The following is an 18,978-nucleotide window of genomic DNA, read 5'->3' on the forward strand; positions in this document are numbered from 1 at the left end:
CTATTTTTTGTTAACCACTTAGTATAAATATGTCGACAAACGGCTCCTACATTTGTGGAATAAGAAGAAACGGAGGTATGTGAATAGTAATATTGGGACCATTTCCTTTAGTGATGTCCTTATTTATAAGGAGTTATTTCAGAGGTATGATTTAGTATCATTTTTATAGAATAGTAAAAAGCTGTTCAGAAAATCTAACTTTCTGAACAGCTCCAAGGAATATTTAACAAACAAAGAAAAGTTTGCTTTAGGTAATCGGATATTGATTTCTTACTTTAGGTTAATGAGTTTCCAATTTCACTTTGATTTCTGTCGGAATCTCTTTTCCCGTTAAATAGGCTACGGCGTTTTGGGCTGCCAACATCGTCATTTTTAAGCGTGTTTCACTTGTTGCTGACCCGATATGCGGTAATGTGACAACATTTTTCATCGAAAGTAACGGACTGTTCTTATCAACAGGTTCCTTTTCGTACACATCTAAGCCAGCTGCTAAAATTTCTCCATCTTGCAATGCTTGGATTAGTCCTTCTTCATCCACTGTTTTTCCACGGGAAGCATTAATGAAAATTGCGGAAGGTTTCATCTTTTTAAATTGTTCATACCCCATCATTTTCTCTGTTTCTTTAGTTAATGGAGTCAACAAACAAACAAAGTCTACTTCTTGGAGTAAGTCATCCAATGAACAAAATGTAGCATTGAATCTTTCTTCTACTTCTAGATTCCTAGAACGATTGTGATAGTAAATATCCATACCAAAGCCGAAATGAGCACGTTGGGCAAGCGTTTGTCCAATTCTTCCCATACCTATGATGCCCAGCTTTTTATGATGAACATCGACACCAAAATATTCTTCGGTTAAGTTTTCATTCCATTCACCATTTTTTACCCACTGTACAAGTTCCGGCATTCGGCGTGCAGTTGACAGAATCAAACCAAAAATTGTATCAGCAACTGTTTCATTGAGTACTTCAGGTGTGTTGGAAGCGATAATGCCCCTAGATTTTAATGCTTGTAAATCCAAATTATCATAACCTACTGATGAATTCGCTACCATTTTTAAATTCGGTGCTTTATTTAACAAGGATTCATCAATCTTCAAAAGAGATCCAAGTAAAACAGTAGTTGTTTCTAGTTCACTATAAAACTCGTCCATGTTTTCTGGTGTTAACTTTTCAAAATAAACAACTTCTGCATACTCTCTCAAATAGTTTAGGACCTGTTCATCTACTTTGCGATAAACGATGATTTTTTCACTCATTTCCAACAACTCCTTCATTTCTAGAAAACTTGTTAAATAAATGATAACAATAATTCAAAAGAAGACCATAAAGCTAGGACTGTCGCTAATATTAAGCATACATTTTCAAACCAGCTATTTCTATATTTACCCATTAAATCTTTACGATTCGAAATAATTAGAAGACCAATCGCTATTACTGGGAAACCTACCATGTTAAAGGCATTTACTGCAATTGTTAATTGGATAAAGCCAGGCATTCCAGGAATCGACCAGATAATTGGTGAAACTAAAAGGAAGTACATGATCCATTTTGTCATCGGATCTTTATTGTAATCGCCTTCATATTTTTCACTGCGTTTCTTATTTGAAACGTAAAACGCATCTGTTATCAATCTTGGATAACCTGTTGTTTTCCCTACGATACTTGCAAATAAAATAGCAAAAGTACCTAAATAGAAAGTAATCCAACCAAATTTACCTAATGATATTTCTAGTGCAGCTGCTAAATCTCCTACAGTTTCAACGCGGATGCCGTTTGGTCTTAAGATTTCCGCTCCAACAATCCAAATGGATAAATTGATGATGATACAAACGATAATTGAAAATAGCAAATCGTTTCGTTGTAATTTTAAATGCCCAGGTGTAGTCCAGCCTTTTTCCTTCAGGAAGTATGGATGTACAAAGTTAGAAATCGACCCTGCAACAGCACCTATGATGGAAATCGCTACAAGCAACGCCCCAAATGCACCTTCATCTTGCGGAATACTGAAACCGATGGTACCGCTTACAATTCCAGCAAAATCTGGGCTGGTACTAAACGCCAAGTATACAAATGCCAGTGTCAATACCGCTAAGAAGATCTTCATAACGCCTTCAATTGTATGATAATAATTTCTGCCAATCAATATAAATAGTAATCCTACTACAATGATAGAACCTAAAAATGGACTATTAAATCCAAATATATTAGATAGAACCTCACCAGCTCCGCTTAACATATAAGCATTGGATAAGTGACCAATAATAATTGCGTAAATCCCTAGGAACATAGCAAATCCTGGATGTATTTTGCCGTAACCTTCCAAAATGGATAATCCTTGCTGATTAGCTAATTGGAAACGCGACATAACATTTACGATTAAAAAACGTAAAATTAGTGATAAAGCAAGAATCCACATTAAACCATAACCATAATCAGCCCCGGCAACTGCGGATGTAACTAAATCCCCTGCACCAAGCCAAGTCAGGATTGCCAGCATCCCTGGTCCAAATGCATACTTTATTTTTTGGATAAAACTTCTTTTTTCATTTGTACCTTCGTTAATTGTCTGCGTTATTGCTGACTCGCCTTCAACCGGATTCTTAGTAATTGTTTCATTAACCATGAACAAACCCCCTTAATATGTTGAACATTCAACTGCACTCATCCCCTTGAAACTAGACTGCAGTATTTAACAAAAAACCCATCGCCTTTTCTTTATATGCATTCTTCCCCTAATATTGCTAAATTCCCTCCCTAACCAATATATGTTCCAATTGTAAGACAAATTAAATTGATAGTCAATAACTATAATTTCAAATATTCTAATTTTTCTAATAAAGTTTTTTTATATCGAAACTGAAAACAGGAAGTCAGCAAAAAAAGCGGCAGTACATGAAAGCGAATGTCATGCACTGCCACTTTATCATCAGTATGTCACTTAACTAAACAATTTACGGGACCAGAATACAACCGGAACCATCAACAAGGATAATACTCCCCCAACTATGGATAGGGTTGGATAACTTGAATGAGCTACAATCACTCCTGATAAAGCCCCGCCTGCTGCACCCGATAACGCAATTAAAACATCCACTGTTCCCTGGGTTTTAGCCCTTGTGGTAACGGTGGTCGAATCAACAATCAGTGCAGTACCGCTGATCAATCCCAAATTCCAGCCCAATCCAAGTAAAGAAAGCGCAATTATCAGCAGTATTAAAGAATTTGAAGGTGCCATTGCTGATAGTAACCCTGCCAACAATAGTATGATTCCTGATGTGATAGCCATTGGAGTACGCCCAAATTTATCCACGAGGAAACCTGTTACCAATGAAGGTAAATACATCGAGCCTATGTGGAAACCAATAACCAATCCGACTTCACCCAGATCATGCCCATGATTTCTCATATGCACCGGTGTCATGGTCATGATCGCCACCATTACAATTTGAGTCAATAGCATAATTATTGCGCCTACGATAATACCTCTTTTGTTCTCTAGTTGAACACTTTTTGTTTGCTGCGACCCTTCAATATCTGCTGGATTCGATAACTCAATCATTCTCGCGGCGAATAATGGATCTGGTCGCAGCATAGCAAAGAGAACAAAACCTGCTAAAATATAAGCAACTGCCGACAAAATAAAAGGACCGGCTAGCGAAGGAACATTAATAGAAAGAGCAACATCCCCCATAATGTTAACCAGGTTCGGCCCTGCAACTGCCCCAAAAGTTGTGAAAACCATCGTCAGACTGATTGCTTTGGCACGTTGACTATTATCGGCCAAATCTGTCCCGGCGTAACGAGCCTGCAAATTTGTTGCAGTGCCGGCACCATAAATTAGCAAGGAAGCGAATAAAAGCACGATGCTATTAATGATAGCGGCAATAACTACACCGATTGCCCCAAGTCCACCAAAGGTAAAACCGGCTGCCAAACCGATTCGACGCCCATAGCGTTGCGAAAGTCGTCCTACGATTAAGGCAGCCCCTGCAGAACCTAGAGTAAATAACGCAGTAGGGAGTCCTGCATAGGCGTCTGTGCCCAAAATTTGCTGCGCCAAAAGTGCCCCCACAGTAATACCTGCTGCCAAGCCTGCTCCACCAAAGATTTGAGAAATACTTACGATGATTAATGTGCGGTTATATAATTTTTTTTGTTCTTCCTGGGAGTCTATGAAACTTTGGTTTAACTCAATATTATTACTAGACATAAATGATCCTCCAACGAGTAAGTGGCATTCAAATATTTATAGAGCAAAGTTTTTTATATTTATCATTTTTCTAAGATTGAATTTGAATCTTGGTCCTAATTCAAGCAAGGGGCCTCAAACAACAAAATTCAAAGCCTATAACTCCTTAGAAAGAGCATAACCTCCATTGTAGATAAACTAAATAACTCAATTTATATCTATGGTTTAAATTTATTAATAATGAACTTGTAAATGTAAAATTAATCCTCATAAAAATACCCCTTCCTTTCGGGAAAGGGGCATACCAACGACCATATGGTTGCTATGATTCTTGAATCTATACAATAAAATCCATTATTTGTGCTGTATAGAGCATGAACTAACTCCTAACTCAGTGGCTGTTATCTCTGAGTTTTAGCGGGGATTCCTCAAATTTTTATTTTACCTGCATCTACAACAGATCATTAATTTATTAACCAGACATCAAAAACTATTTTCATAATTTTACCAAAAGTATACACTTAACATAATGACTTAACAAGGGGATGATGAGATGGATGTTTATACTAAAAGCTTTGAGCAGTTTGCAGAATCACAGGCTAAAGGCAGCAGTGAGCTATATTATTTTTTAAGCAAGCAAGTTATTGAGGATGCAGAGTTAATGGAGATCATTAAGGAAATCCCATTATCTCAGCCTAAACCAAATCTATTTTTTGCTTCAATGCACTTTCTTGTTGCACGATCAGAATCTGAATTACGTGCCTATTACCCTTCCTTGACGGTAAACCCTTTACCTTTTAGTGATAGCTTTGAACATTTTAAAGAGTTCGCACTAAATCACAAGAATCAACTGATTGAATTATTTCGATCAAGATTAGTCCAAACAAACGAGGTAAGAAGGGCAGCCTACCTCTATCCAATATTTTCAGGTATTGCCGAACAAACGAGTAAATCTTTAACCCTTATTGAAATTGGTACAAGTGCTGGATTATTACTCTGTCCGGATGCTTATAACTATGAATATATAGAAGAAAAAACTTCGTTCAAAATAGAGAATGCCATGGCTTCAATTTATCTTAAATCAGAAAATAAAGGGGAAAGATTACCGAATACTATCCATTCAAACTTTAAGATCAACACTCGAATCGGGATTGATTTGAATATTGTCGATTTAAATAAACAGGATGAATATGACTGGATGCTTGCCTTAATTTGGCCCGAGCATTCGAAGAGACGCCAACAATTTATAGAAGCCAGTAAAATTGCAAACGGCATTCAAAAAGACCTTTATGAAGGAGATTTATTAGAGCTTTTGCCGAAGGTGATTCAGTCCATATCTCCAGAAAATCAAATAATTCTCTTCCATACTCACGTAGCCAATCAATTTCCAAACAAGTTAAAGAAAGACTTTGAATTATTATTAAAGGATTTGAGTATTGCCCGTTCTTTCTACCATGTTTATAACAATATGTATGATGCGGATCTGCACCAGGATTATTTAGAGAATGGAAAGGTAATCAAGGAAAAGATTTTTCAAAGTCCGGATGGGCACGGAAGATGGTTTTATTGGAGTTGATACCACCCCGCAGATATATGGAGAGCAAAGCGTATCAATAGAATTACATGATACGCTTCTACTTTCATTCATATTAATTCTTCATTGCTATAATTTACAAAATTTACTTAATCATGTTCAGTTGCTTCTGCTTTCGTAGAATGAATTGTTCCGAACGGATGATTTGGCGGAGCATAAATCGAATATAGCTTTAGTGGAACAATACCTATATTAGTTAGGTTATGCCATGTCCCAGCAGGTATAACAATCGCAGAATCATCGAAAACGTTTCTTGTAAAGTTTAAATTCTCCCTACTTTCCCCCATTTGTACATAGCCTTGCCCTTGTTCTATTCTTAGGAATTGGTCTACATTGGGATGCATTTCCAGTCCGATACTTTCTCCGGGTTTCAGGCTCATTAATGTAACTTGCAAATGTTGACCCGTCTATAAAGCAGTCCGGAATGTATTGTTTTGTTTCACCGCTTCATTGATATTAACGACAAATGGATTTGCTCCATAATCCCTTATCGCCATACCATTGTCTCTTCCCTCTTGAGTAAAACGAGTACCAAGAGCAGTGAAATTATTCATATAGTATGGAAAAGCCCAATAATGAGGTACCTCCAAGGTGTTGTATAAAGGTCCATAACCATTATAAGAACCATAGCATGGACAGCTGCAAGAATAATGCAATATTTTCATTCCCCTCATAGTAATAATCGTATTATCATATGCAAGCATTTACAGCAGGTCTAAGTTTTTTGGATTGTAATAGTGTCCATAGAAACGTGGGGTAGTCTATTGCTATTTGTCTTAACAACCCTTCCTAAAAAATTTTTTTCTTCCTACCCCCACAAAAGGAGATCAGCCTTCGAATAATTAAGTGTCCGGAAAGAGACGGACTAAATTAATCACGAGGTGACGGAAGATGAAATTCAGAAAAACAACCGCTGCTATTTTAGTAGCATCTATGGCAATCACAGGAGCAAGCTATGCATGGGCTGACGAAAATCTAGTAGATGAGTCAGAAGAATTACAGCAGACTGAAGGTACTGAGGTTATTGATGCTTCAAAATTTATTGATGCTGCTGAAGCAACGGATGACGCTACTGAAACTACAGAAGTCGAAAATAATACAGAGTCTATTACTGGAACTGTTGAAACTACGAATGATACGGAGACTACTACTGAAACAACAGAAGCTGGAACAAATGAAACGGATTCTACAGAAATCGTCTTCCCTGCCATTCCAGAAGACTATCCAGCTGGTAATCTAGTTGCCCTGCAAAAAGCTTTCAAAAACGCTGGTAACGATACAGCAAAAGCAGCTATTGCACGAAATGCCGAAAGAGCGATTGCTAAATTTGAAGCACAACAAGAAGCTCAAAAACAAGAAGAAACAACTGAAGAAACTCAAGTAATCGTTGACGAAGCAACAAAAACGGAAGAACAACAAGTTCAAACTACTGAGCAAACAGAAACTGAGCAAACTACAACTGTTGAAGAGTCTACTGTAAAAACTGAAAAAGCAACTGCAAAAGAAGCTCGTAAAGCATTGCAAGCAGAACATAAAGCAGAGCGCAAATCTCTTAAAGAAGAGCAAAAAGCTGAAAAGCAAGCCCTTAAAGAAAAGAAATAAATTCTTTTATTAGATTGTTAATTTAAACCAAACAGATTAAATTACTATTTCAATATAAAGAAACCACTTTTCATTTCTTGAAAAACTATTTAGAATCAATGGCAACTAGATTGTAAGAGTGGAGGGTACGTATGCTTTTGTCTATTATTCAAGGAATCTTCAAATCAAAATTGAATATGAACGAACTAGTGATTCGGGCAAAAGCAGGCAATGAGGAGGTTATGAATGACCTCCTTTTTGCTAGTGCTTCATTTTTGAAGAAAACAGCTTCCTTTGTATGCAAGCGCCCTATCGACGAGCATGATGAAGAGTATAGTGTGGCGATGGATGGGCTTCACGAAGCAGTTTTAGCCTATGATCATAAAGAAAGCGCCTCTTTTCAAACCTTTGCCCATATAATCATTAAGAGAAGGCTTATTGATTACATAAGGAAGGAAATTTCCCGAAATGAAAAACTAATGCTATTAGAGTCTGCGGATGAGGAATCATCCCAGCAACACTACATATTCGATAAACAATCAATTGATACATATACCGAGGAGCAACTAGCAAATGCTAGAAAGGATGAGCTTCTAAGCTATAACAAACTGCTTGCTGAGTATAACTTATCTTTCGAAGAACTAGCCAAAGCTACTCCTAAACATGAAGATGCTAGAAAAACCGCCTTTCTAATAGCTGAAATTATTGCTGATTCAACTGACCTATACCAGTACTTGATTGATAAAAGGAAATTACCTTTAAGGGAACTGGAATCACTGGTTGAGGTCTCCCGCAAAACCCTGGAAAGGCAAAGAAAATACATAATTGCTATCGTTTTATTATTGAACAGTGAATTTACCTTTATAAAAGATTTTGTGAAAGGAGCAGCATCCAGTGGAAAAAATTAGAGGGATTGTCTGTGAAAAACATAAGAATCACATAATTTTTTTAACGCAAAATGGTCAATTTTTAAAAGGAATCCCTCTAATTGCAGACCCCGAGATTGGCGAAGAGGTTGACTTTTATCTAAAGCCCAACTCCCTTCCTGCCAATTCAAATAGATTTATCTATTATAAGTTAGGACCTGCCCTTATGGCTGCAATCCTTTGCATAGTTATAGCAGCTGGGCTTTTGTTGCCGGAAACAAGTGTTGCTGCATACATTCACTTAAATGGGAATCACCCTGTTGAAATTGGTGTAGATGCAAAAGGGAAAGTGATTTCTGCTGAAGCTCATTCCAAGGATAGAGGCATTGACATTAAAGATGTTGAGGGACTTCCAATTGAAACGGCTTTAGACAAGATTGTAAATGATATGTCCACAAAAGACGCAGAAGTTTCGATCACTGCTGAATATAAATCAGATACCCTGCCAGCATTGAAAGCACAAGTTGAAAAAGCTGTGAAAAAGGCACGACAAGATCAATCGAACAAAAATTTAAATTCTATAGAAGAGCCTTCAAATGAAAAACCAGCAACTAATAATAATGCGTTAGATACAACAAATCAAAATGCGAATCAAAATCCAGCCGCAAAGAAACCATCCAATTCTGACGTAGATCAAACTCAGCAGGAATCTACTGCAAAAGATGGTAAAAACAATAGCCAGAAGAACTCTAATGCTCTAGAATCGATTCCTAAAAAGGCTGCAGAACAAGAAAAAGGCGCAAACCCATCTACAGACAATACAAAAGACGGGAATCCGGGCCCCAAAAAAGATCATGTACCGTTAAAAGAAAATAATAATCAATCGAATCATTCAACAAACAAAGAAAGCCATTCTAAATCGGACAAAAGTAATGTTAACTAAAGTTTAGAAAGTTAGACAGATTAAAATCCCAAAAATAAAAGGCCATCAAAAACTTCTCCTTTTGATGGCCAATTTTAATTCCTCCAAAACTCTTTTCCCTTCCAGATTTATTGTCTTTGGACAATGAAATGTTAGAATTATATTAATTCCTTAACAATTGACGCTGTTCAAGATTTCGTTTGAACTGTTCCAATTTATTCGTACCTGCCTTACGTTTTTCATTGGAATTCGCATAAATCTTTTTCACATCTTCAATCCCCTGCATAATTGTATTCCACGTTTTTTCAAGAGTCTCCATTTGGGGCAGCTTCCCTGTTTTTAACCGTTCCATTGCTTTTTCCTGCAAGGCAGAGTTATCTGAATTTCTTCGCAGAATCTCATTTGTCCTTGCATCTAATGCTTGCTGTGACTTTGCTCTTACCTCTTGGCGTTTTAAAGCAACCGATTGTACTAAAGCTTGTTTGAACAATGGGAGTGTAACAATAAATGAAGCATTGATTTTACGAACTAATTCGTCATTTCCCATCTGTGTCATTTTAATCATCGGCAGACTTTGCAGCGCTACATTTTCTGCTAACTGTAAATCGTAGACTCTTTGTTCAAGCATTTGTTTTGCTTCATTGAGATTTTGGAGTTTTAATAGGTCCAACTGATTTCCAGAAACCCTTACCCTTTCTTCGCACTCAGGTAGCAGCTTCCCGGAAATTTCTCCAACTGCTTTTTGGCCCACGATGATATACTTTTGGAGCTCTTCATAATAGGCCAGGTTATGGTGAAACATAGTTTCTAATTGGTCGTTTTCCTTTAAGATATCTGTTTCAAATTTCTTAAGTGTAATCCCAACTTTTTCAACATCTGTCTGCATTAATTCGTACTTTTGATGGATAGCTTCCATAGAATCTCTCGTTTTGTTAAAAAGTTTCTGGAATAAAGTGGGTTTTTTCTCTTTATCAAAATCATCTAAGTTAAAAAGATCCATAATTTTACCGAGCCGCAATGTTAAGTCTTTGGCTTCTTCCATTTTAGTTCTTCTAATTGAACTTAGAATCATATCCGAAAATCTTGAAATCTCTACTGCGGATTGGCTGCCGAATGATACAAGTGAATTCAGGTTTTCGATATCAAGCTGTCGACCAATTACATGAATTTCTGGTGAGTTTTGTACTTTATCTTTAATCTCTGCTGTTTTCCGTTCCAATTCATTCGGCAATTGAACTGGTTCATTTTCTAATTGCATCTTACTTCCCCCCTAAAGATAGAAGTCTGTTATCGCTTAAACAATCTTTTGAAAATACTGGTTTTTGATTTAGGCGACTCCTCCGGAAGCTCCAAATCAAATTGTACTGATGGCAATTGATGAATATCAAAGTAATTTGGATTGATCCATGCCTCGATGTTGTTATAATTGGTTGGCGTGTATATGAGGATATCAGCCCCCACTAAATTAAAGAAGCAAAGCAGGATAATATCCGTTTCCGTGAAGTTATCAGGTTTATTATTATAAACAATAACTTTTGGAACCTTGCCAGTAAAATCAAATGATTCAACTAGTCTTAAAAATTCTTTTTCCATTGTAATAATGGTCATCAGTATTTTGATTCTTAAATCATTGGTCATTTCCTGCAGGAACATATCTGACTTAATCAGCTCGTTGATCTTACTTACAATGAAATCTTGAACTGTTTGATTTAAATACGACAATTTATAAAGCGGATGTTTAAACAGTTTTTCCTTATCAATTAACCCATTGTCATCTAAAACATATGAAGTTGAATACATTTCCTGTCTGCTGTAAGTAATCGGTGTAAAATCTACTTTTTCTTTAAACACCGTATTGGCAGTCCCTTTTAGTTCGAACAATTCCTTCCAATACTCATCTATGATTTGATAGGTGCCACTAACTTTCACGAACAAATTAGGGACAAACACGATTTCATTTTCCACCTGGAATTCGGGTCTGATTTTGGCTTCTTCCTGCCACAATATTTTCATTTCGTCATGAGTAGTTCTTAGCGTAATCGGTTTTGTTATTCCTTCTTCATAATGTCTTGTTTTGAATAGCCCCACATCATCCCCATACAAGAAGCTTTCTATTTCCTCTTTTGCCTCGTAGGTTACCGTATTCTTCCTGACTCTCTTCTCCTCCAATGGGAATGGCTCAAGAGGGAAGCTGTTGGAATACTCCATTCTTTTGGAAAATGCATCAGAAGGATCGATTTGAGAAAACCTCTGTTCCTTGTCGGGTTCAGTGTGAATATACAGCACATCCATTCCCATTAAAGAAAGGAAGATTAAAAAATAAATTTCATGGGGTTTTATATCACCATAGAATAAGATTTTGGGAATATCTTTGGCAATTGAACCCTTCGGATACAGCTTAGGAAGAATACGCTGCAGCCAGATCAGCATTTTTACAACGAAGGTTTCCATTTTTGATGTATTGACAAACGATTCATTCTTAAGAAAGAGTTCAAGAACTTGCTGTAAAGCGATGTGAATAGATGGATATTGACTGTGCCCATAAAAAATTCGAGAATTGAAGAATAAAAGTAACCCTTGTTTTTTCAAAGCTTTTTTGTCTTGTGTCAGAGTTGAACCAATAAAGTTTTTAAAATAGCTCATTTCATTATTCTGTGGAGTAAGGATAGGACCATCAAATCGCACATAGCGGCCATATTGAGTTAACTGTTCATTTAGTCGAAATATTTCATTTTTGTATATGTTCAAATCATTTTCTTCGTCACCCTCTACTCCGAGTAGACGATAAAAATAAATTGGAATTACAGGAGTTTCCCCTTCAATGTAACCGATTCTTTTATCAACAGGAACCATAATATCCTCAATCGGGTTCCTTGTTTCCTTTAAAGAAATAACATATTTTGAACGCATAAACTCACCAACTTTTACTTAAAATTCATTGTTTATAGTCAACTTCAATTATACATCTTTTAACAGTATGTAGAGAGCCTTTATCCATAATTTCTCTTTATTCTTTTATATGTTAGCTACATTCTAATCCCCCTTTGAATACATTACTTCGGTATAGACTATTGTTTTCAACAAAAAATGCTTATCTTGGTTCTAAAAGACATTCATTCACAATAAGTTAGTAAAGTGGACATACTCTGCATTTAAAAGTTCATTTTGCTTTTCCAAGGCAATTTGTAGAAGAATTCATACTCGCAACACTTTTTGCTATTGTTTCTTTCGCTAAAGAAATATAATAGAACTAATGGAGGTACAGTATGCTTAAAATTAAACATATTGAATTTATAAAAACTGTCTATGATGAGTCTCTTTCACATAATATTTTCTCTATAGCTAACATTCAATTTTCTAACTATCCCCCGATAAACGGGGCACTTTTGTATTGGAAAAAGAATACATCCCGCTCGGATTTTACTCCTGAGGGCGATTTTAAATTTTTCTATGATATGTCTAATATTACATATTACGCCTCTGTAAAGTTTCCAAAAAATATTAAGCTTACTAGGGATCAAAGACAAGAATTGGCTTATATTTTATTGGATGAGCGCGGGTCTATCGGCACATATAGCCTGAAAACACATCCTAGTCGAAGAAGAAAATTCAGACCCCAAAAGGGATTGGAAAGGTTGAATTTTCCGAAGGATTTTGATGTTAAATCGATTCCTTCCTATGTAGGTCCCATCATCGATGAAATAGACATGAACCAAATGCTTGAAGCCAATCCCAACATGTCGAAAAAATTCATCCATGATTATTGTTTTTGGAGATACAATCTTGTAAAACTCCACCCGACCGAGTTTGAAAAGTACCTGGATTATGTTGATTTCTCTTATATATGCTATGCTTGCGACCAGTTGACCGAACACTACTTAATCGAGCATCTGGACCAGGTGGATGTTGCATCCCTACAGTATAATTATCCTGTATTATCTAGATTATCTGCTTCTTTCAAAAACTATATTGTAAGTGAGCTAAAGCGTCAGAAATTAAAAATAAACGATCATTTCGAACAGGAAATCGATGTATTTATAGAAGATGAAACTTATTTTAGTGAATATAGCACAATTCACTTACTCGATGATGATGATATAGAGGAAGAAGAGAGATTGGAATATCAATTCTTCGAGTTTGAACGAGGTCAGTTTAAATGGTCCGGTAGTGAACATATGGTAAAAGGGATTCCCTCATTAGCTAGCCAGATATATGATGATATGGGCTTTAGAAAACGCTCAAACAAAGAAATGGATGCTTATTTCGGAGCTTATACAGAACAACAAATCAAGTTACTAAGCGCTGTCCTGGAGCCTCACTGGCTTCATCGCTACCGTGACAAAATTGATTGGCAAACTGCATGTCAGTACAATGAACTTTTAACCGAGGATTTCTTATCTGCCCACATTCAATATGTCGAATTTGAAGCACTAGGGAATAATTTGTGGTGTGAGCTATCAGAAGACTTCATCAAAAAATACCTGAAACACTTCAATCATAATCAGCCTGTACCGATTATTATTCGTCATTTGACTGAAGAATTGTATCTAAACTTTAAAGATATGATCAAGGTGGATTCGGATTTGTTATTCCAATATTATGATGCTATTGGAGACGATGAATACGAGCGATTACAAGAACTTTTAAGCGAATAAAAAAGGTATGCATGGATTGTCATATCCGGCATACCCCTTTCCAAGTCGGGAGCTGTTAGACTCTTCCCGGCTTTTTAAGTTGTTTTTTGGTTTAGCATCTTTTGTGTTATATCCGTTACATTCAAAGGTTTGCTGTAGAAATATCCCTGTACATACTCACAGTTATACTGTTTGAGAATTTCCATTTCCTCATTTGTTTCCACACCTTCGGCTACCACTTTCAATTTTAAAGCATGAGCTAGAGCAATAATTGCCGCTACCATTGCTATTCCTGACTCCCCTTCACTAATGTTGACAATGAAAGAGCGGTCTATTTTAAGCGTATCAACAGGAAATTCCTTTAAATAGCCCAAGGAACTGTAGCCTGTTCCGAAATCATCGATAGCCACTGTTATTCCAAGATATTTTACTTCTTGTATTTTATTAATTAAATCATCATTATAATCCATCATACTCATTTCGGTAATTTCGATTTCAAGGTACTCCGGCCGCACTTTTGTCTCTTCAAGAATCTTAATAAGCCGAGCGACAAAATTTCCTTCTTTAAAATGAAGTGGAGAAATATTGACTGCAACCCTTAAATTAAACTTAAATTGTTTTTCCCATTCCCTGATTTGAAGTGCAGTGCTTTTCAAGACCCACTCACCAATATCGCTAATCAAACCGCATTCTTCTGCAAAAGGTATAAACTCATTCGGTGGAATTTGTCCCAATTCTTCGTCATACCAACGTAATAGGGCTTCCATCCCGATAAGCTGTTCTGTTTTTACATCCATTTTAGGTTGATAGTGAATCTCAAACAGATTTTCTTTTAATGCATTTCGAAGCTTGGTTTCAAAAATTAGGACGTGGTCATTTTTACCTTGCATCCGATTTTTAAATATTTCATATTGATTGCCTTTTCTGCGTTTTGCAACATACATGGCTAAATCAGCATTGACGATCAAATTATCGATATCCGTGCCGTGCTGCGGGAATAAACTGATTCCAATACTAATAGTCGAATAAAATTTATGATTGTTAAAAATATAGGGCTTCTCAAAAATCTCAATTAGCTTTGTAGCCATTACTGATATTAAACTTGTATCTTCAAGCAAAAAAACAAATTCATCTCCATTTAATCGATAGAAAGAATCGCCTGTCTTGTCAATCAATCGAAATCTCTTGGCAACCTCAACCAAGAATAGATCGCCAATTTGGTGGCCGAGTGCATCATTGATGTGTCGGAACCGATTAATATCTATGAAAAAAACGGCAAATTTTGATTGTTTTCCTTTACTTCGTTCTATAAGTTGCTCTAACTTTTGTGCCAGGCATCTGCGGTTTGGCAAACCGGTTAGTATATCATGATTTGCATAATGCATAATCGTCTTTATATTTTTCTGGTCTGTTATATCTGTTCGGATGGATATATACTGGTAAGGTTTGCCCTTCTCGTTTAAAAAAGGGACAATAGTAGTTTGTACCCAATAGATACATCCATCTTTCGCACGATTACATATTTCACCGCTCCAAGTATGGCCACTGCCTATTGTTTTCCACATTGCTTTAAAAAAATCCTTGGAATGAAATTTGGAATTTAAAATGCGGTGATTCTGACCAATTAATTCTGCACGACTATATTTTGATATTTCGCAAAACCGATCATTTACAGCTGTTATTGTTCCCTTTGAATCTGTTACAGCAAGTATAACAGCTTCATCAATAGCAGCTTTTATATCTTTTAATTCTTCATATGTATGCTCCATGAGTAAGGTATCTGTTGATTGAATATGGTTATTTTTCATGAAGTACCTCCGATGCGAAATTGACTGAAATGCCTCAAAATAATTATTTTTTAGTATTATAAAATTATTATACATATAAAGTTGGTAAGTTAATAGAGGAAATGTCGAAAAATGTATATTTTTTGTTACGAATTATGTATATGTCCAATTAGTAATAAAGACTCTCATACAAGAAAAATAAAAACAACCCTACCTATGTCGAAACTTAAGTAAGGTCGTTATTGGACGAGTTCTTTATCTATATCAGTTATCAAGATCATGCCCCCTTTTTAATTCTGCTTTTTCGTTGTAAGCATCAAGTTGTTCCTTGGATAAGCTCAGTAGATAAAAGGCAAAATTAAGTGGTTCCAATTCATATTGCTCACAAGCCTGTTTATAATAGTTATAGCCCTCTCGATACATTGACATGGTCATCCACCTCTCCATTGTTATATAACAGTTTATGTTTGTTGTTATTAATATAGTACACATTTTTCCCTAAGTCAATAAGTTATCTGAAAATATGTACAAATATTTTTACACTGCTTACTATTCACCATTTGTTATGTTAATTATTCAAAAAAACCCACGCAATAACGTGAGTTTAAAATTTCTTCTTATGAAATTAAACTTTTAACTGCTTTCGAGATGGTTGCACCATCTGCTTTTCCTGTAAGAAGTGGTTTAGCAATTTTCATGGCATCCCCCATGTTCATTCCTTGGCCAATTCCCGCGTCAGTCAATACAGCAACAATTTCTTCTTCCGATAATTGTTTAGGCAAGAAGCCTTTTAATATTGATAGCTTTGCTTGTTCTTTCTCAATCAAATCTTCCCGATTAGCTTGTTTGGCACCATCCAAGGATTGGTTTGTTTGTTTAATTTCACGGTTGACAATTGCTATTTCCTCTTCATTTGTTAAAGGCGCACCTTTTTCTTTTTCCGCTATATCCAAAGCAGACTTCAAAAGTGTGAGTACCCCTTTTGCCAGGACATCTTTTTCCTTCATAGCAGTTTTTAATTGTTCAAATACTGTTTGCTTCAGCATAAACGATCTTCCCTTCAAAATTCTTTATTGAACCATATCTTTTGCTAGTTACACCTTAACTATATTAGAAAAAAACGGTACTCGCCAACAATAGAGCGGTTTGGCAAAACTTTTAATAAATCTTAATTGCATTCAAACAAGTCATATAAATGTGAAATTTAGCTGATTTTAATTATTAATCGATATTCTCTATAAAAACGTTTCCATTCTCTATTAGGGAGTTAGCTTATCAATTTATATAAAAGTCAGAAAATTTGGTATTGCAATACTCTTCTAAACTAATATAATAATCTTTACATTACAAAATGGTGTTACCTAGTAAAGACATCTTAGAGAGGATTTGTTTCATAATGAAAGATTTTTTTAGTAAGCTATTAACCGGTATGAGTTTAGGAATTGTTGTTTGTTTAATTCCAAATGCACTTGTCGGAGAAATATTGAAATTAATAATTCCCTATTTCCCTTTTTTCGAAACGGTATTGAATGCTTCGGTTATTGTGATGAGTTTATTGCCGGTAGTAATTGGGGTAATGGCTGGCATTCAATTTAAACTTACGCCAATCCAAATGTGTTCAGTTGGTTTAGCAGCATTTATGGGAAGTGGCGTTACAACAGTTCTGGAAGATGGTACCATCACAATGTCAGGTATCGGAACCGTTATAAATATTGGGTTAACTTCTGCCCTAGCCATTCTATTCGTCCAATTTTTGGGAACTAAATTAAAAGAATGGACACTGCTTGCTATGCCAGCGTTGACAATATTCATTCCCGGGTTAATTGGACTTGCTATACTTCCTTATATCAAGAATAGTTCGTTATTGATCGGAAACGGAATTATGTATTTGACAGATCTTCAGCCAATCCTTATGGGAGCACTGATTGCCATGATTTTCTCGATCCTGATTATCTCCCCAATCTCGACAATTGGCGTTGCCACGGTAATTATGCTTTCGGGAATTGGTGCAGGTGCAGCAAACCTGGGGGTATGTGCATCTGGTGTCGGAATGTGTATCGCAAGTTTGCGTTCAAATAACTTTGGTACAGCTCTTGCCCATGTAGCATCGGCAAAAATTCAAATGCGCAACTTCCTGATGAAACCGAAAATTGCCCTACCGATGATCCTGACAGCTGCTATCTTGGGTGGTCTAGCTGGTGTATTTCAAATTGAAGGAACTCCATACAGTGCCGGCTTCGGTTTAGCAGGATTTGTCGGCCCTCTTAAATATCTGGATCTTGTTGGATGGCAATTCGAAAGTATAATCATTTCATTAACTCTATTTATAATCCTTCCTATACTACTAAATCTAGTATTTATAAAAATATTCGAAGCAAAGTTGAAATTGGTCAAATCCGAAGACTATAAAGTTAACTATGAATAACCAGCTCCCCTAATCGTTTAGATTAGGGGATTTTACATATAACGTCATGTCCTGCTAATTTTGATATTATTCGCTGGAATTAAATCGTTTAACCCTTTCTACTAAAACACTTTTTCGTGAATAGCCATATCGTTTATATAATTCGTGCAGTTGTTCCTCTTGGTTCTTTTTTACTTCAGTATTAATGAGTGTATATCTAACAGCTGTAGCCGTTATTTTAAACTCCAGGTTATGTGACATTGTTTGAAAGATTCGTTCAACCGTTTTCACAGTTATAGGAGCATTTTGTTTATTGCCAAGACCTAGCCAAACATAGCCAGCCTCTTTGCTTGAGGACAACAATTCTTCCGTTTCACAGCGATATAGTTCGAGCCAATTAAAGATTGTCGCCGATAATGAAAATTTTCTTGCTTTTTTATTTTGAACTACCGTTATTTCCTTTCCATTAAAAGAAGACCACTTCATTCCTATAATTTCCGATGGTTTCAACCCCAATTCCAACAGTAGATTCACTAGACAAAAATTCCTTAAAGCAATCCATCTATATTCGATATCCTGTGCGCTCTGATAAATTTCAAACCAATAATTCGACACCTTCCTAACTTGATGATTTGATAAAGTCTGAATTGAATGGTTCCCCATTTGTTTTTTTGGTTTTAATAAGTCCTCTGGTATGTTGCATACTATTTTTCGCTGCTCAAGAAAGGATAAAAAGTGCAGTAATGAGGATCTTTTACGGTTAATACTCGCTGCTGATGAATATTGGTCTTCTAGATAGTCATTGTAAGCACTAACTATATTACTTAAATTGTCATCAAAAGAAAATTGGTGGTTTCTCATAAAATTCAAGAATTGCTGTGTATCTATACTATACTGCTTGATTGTATGGGGCGATTTTCTTAAGTTCTCTAAATAGCCTTTATAGAATGTTGCCAATTCATCCATCTCATTAACACTCCTTGGTAACTATGCGTAATT

15 protein-coding genes and 1 pseudogene are annotated in these 18,978 nt (G+C 36.0%); 6 read left to right on the forward strand and 10 right to left on the reverse strand.

Annotated features, from left to right (window positions below; genetic code table 11):
* Nucleotides 1-280: 280 nt before the first annotated feature.
* From QYB95_RS03680 to QYB95_RS03690, 3 genes are all read right to left on the reverse strand, one after another.
* Nucleotides 281-1,258: a 2-hydroxyacid dehydrogenase gene (locus tag QYB95_RS03680; RefSeq protein WP_301136762.1), complete on the reverse strand. Its 978-nt coding sequence runs from the start codon at nucleotides 1,256-1,258 to the stop codon at nucleotides 281-283.
* A gap of 32 nt (nucleotides 1,259-1,290) precedes the next feature.
* The gene (locus tag QYB95_RS03685) at nucleotides 1,291-2,625 is read right to left on the reverse strand and encodes an Nramp family divalent metal transporter (protein WP_301136763.1); all 1,335 of its coding nucleotides are present in this window, start codon (nucleotides 2,623-2,625) and stop codon (nucleotides 1,291-1,293) included.
* A 315-nt stretch (nucleotides 2,626-2,940) separates the two neighbouring features.
* The gene (locus tag QYB95_RS03690; RefSeq protein ID WP_301136764.1) at nucleotides 2,941-4,212 is read right to left on the reverse strand and encodes an MFS transporter; all 1,272 of its coding nucleotides are present in this window, start codon (nucleotides 4,210-4,212) and stop codon (nucleotides 2,941-2,943) included.
* Between the two features lie 532 nt (nucleotides 4,213-4,744).
* Between QYB95_RS03690 and QYB95_RS03695 the strand changes: the two genes are divergently transcribed.
* Complete coding sequence (locus QYB95_RS03695; RefSeq protein WP_301136765.1) at nucleotides 4,745-5,767, forward strand: DUF2332 domain-containing protein; 1,023 nt, start codon at nucleotides 4,745-4,747, stop codon at nucleotides 5,765-5,767.
* A 107-nt stretch (nucleotides 5,768-5,874) separates the two neighbouring features.
* Here the strand turns inward: QYB95_RS03695 and QYB95_RS03700 are convergent.
* A pseudogene (locus tag QYB95_RS03700) lies at nucleotides 5,875-6,450 on the reverse strand (cupin domain-containing protein).
* Between the two features lie 226 nt (nucleotides 6,451-6,676).
* On the opposite strand from QYB95_RS03700, the gene QYB95_RS03705 reads away from it, so the two are divergent.
* The 3 genes from QYB95_RS03705 (at nucleotide 6,677) to QYB95_RS03715 (ending at nucleotide 9,175) form a co-directional block, all read left to right on the forward strand.
* Nucleotides 6,677-7,387, forward strand: a complete 711-nt coding sequence (locus tag QYB95_RS03705; protein ID WP_301136766.1) for a hypothetical protein — start codon at nucleotides 6,677-6,679, stop codon at nucleotides 7,385-7,387.
* A gap of 131 nt (nucleotides 7,388-7,518) precedes the next feature.
* Nucleotides 7,519-8,274 (forward strand): RNA polymerase sigma-I factor, encoded by a 756-nt coding sequence (sigI, locus tag QYB95_RS03710; RefSeq protein WP_301136767.1) that lies wholly within the window; start codon nucleotides 7,519-7,521, stop codon nucleotides 8,272-8,274.
* Nucleotides 8,261-9,175 carry an anti-sigma factor domain-containing protein gene (locus QYB95_RS03715; protein WP_301136768.1) on the forward strand — a complete coding sequence of 305 codons (915 nt, stop codon included), beginning with the start codon at nucleotides 8,261-8,263 and terminating at the stop codon, nucleotides 9,173-9,175. The genes sigI and QYB95_RS03715 overlap by 14 nt, the downstream gene beginning before the upstream one ends.
* A 142-nt stretch (nucleotides 9,176-9,317) precedes the next feature.
* Here QYB95_RS03715 and QYB95_RS03720 read toward each other — a convergent pair whose 3' ends face one another.
* Both QYB95_RS03720 and QYB95_RS03725 read right to left on the reverse strand, forming a co-directional pair.
* Nucleotides 9,318-10,412: a toxic anion resistance protein gene (locus QYB95_RS03720; RefSeq protein WP_301136769.1), complete on the reverse strand. Its 1,095-nt coding sequence runs from the start codon at nucleotides 10,410-10,412 to the stop codon at nucleotides 9,318-9,320.
* Nucleotides 10,413-10,441: 29 nt separating this feature from the next.
* Nucleotides 10,442-12,064 carry a YceG family protein gene (locus QYB95_RS03725; protein ID WP_301136771.1) on the reverse strand — a complete coding sequence of 541 codons (1,623 nt, stop codon included), beginning with the start codon at nucleotides 12,062-12,064 and terminating at the stop codon, nucleotides 10,442-10,444.
* A gap of 356 nt (nucleotides 12,065-12,420) precedes the next feature.
* Between QYB95_RS03725 and QYB95_RS03730 the strand changes: the two genes are divergently transcribed.
* The gene (locus tag QYB95_RS03730; RefSeq protein WP_301136772.1) at nucleotides 12,421-13,809 is read left to right on the forward strand and encodes a nucleoside-diphosphate sugar epimerase; all 1,389 of its coding nucleotides are present in this window, start codon (nucleotides 12,421-12,423) and stop codon (nucleotides 13,807-13,809) included.
* A gap of 74 nt (nucleotides 13,810-13,883) precedes the next feature.
* On the opposite strand, the gene QYB95_RS03735 is transcribed toward QYB95_RS03730, so the two are convergent.
* The 3 genes from QYB95_RS03735 to QYB95_RS03745 form a co-directional block, all read right to left on the reverse strand.
* Nucleotides 13,884-15,596, reverse strand: coding sequence for a putative bifunctional diguanylate cyclase/phosphodiesterase (locus QYB95_RS03735; protein ID WP_301136773.1), 1,713 nt, complete (start codon nucleotides 15,594-15,596; stop codon nucleotides 13,884-13,886).
* 243 nt (nucleotides 15,597-15,839) lie between these two features.
* Nucleotides 15,840-16,004 carry a transcriptional regulator gene (locus QYB95_RS03740; protein ID WP_301136775.1) on the reverse strand — a complete coding sequence of 55 codons (165 nt, stop codon included), beginning with the start codon at nucleotides 16,002-16,004 and terminating at the stop codon, nucleotides 15,840-15,842.
* A gap of 188 nt (nucleotides 16,005-16,192) precedes the next feature.
* A complete protein-coding gene (locus QYB95_RS03745) occupies nucleotides 16,193-16,621 on the reverse strand; it encodes a GatB/YqeY domain-containing protein (RefSeq protein WP_301136778.1) in 429 nt (142 codons plus the stop codon).
* Nucleotides 16,622-16,971: 350 nt separating this feature from the next.
* On the opposite strand from QYB95_RS03745, the gene QYB95_RS03750 reads away from it, so the two are divergent.
* Nucleotides 16,972-18,000 carry a PTS sugar transporter subunit IIC gene (locus QYB95_RS03750; RefSeq protein ID WP_301136779.1) on the forward strand — a complete coding sequence of 343 codons (1,029 nt, stop codon included), beginning with the start codon at nucleotides 16,972-16,974 and terminating at the stop codon, nucleotides 17,998-18,000.
* Between the two features lie 66 nt (nucleotides 18,001-18,066).
* On the opposite strand, the gene QYB95_RS03755 is transcribed toward QYB95_RS03750, so the two are convergent.
* Complete coding sequence (locus tag QYB95_RS03755) at nucleotides 18,067-18,945, reverse strand: tyrosine-type recombinase/integrase (RefSeq protein ID WP_301136780.1); 879 nt, start codon at nucleotides 18,943-18,945, stop codon at nucleotides 18,067-18,069.
* Nucleotides 18,946-18,978: the final 33 nt, after the last annotated feature.

The sequence above is a fragment of the Ureibacillus aquaedulcis genome (assembly GCF_030418165.1).
In the GTDB taxonomy this organism is placed as follows: Bacteria; Bacillota; Bacilli; order Bacillales_A; family Planococcaceae; genus Ureibacillus; species Ureibacillus aquaedulcis.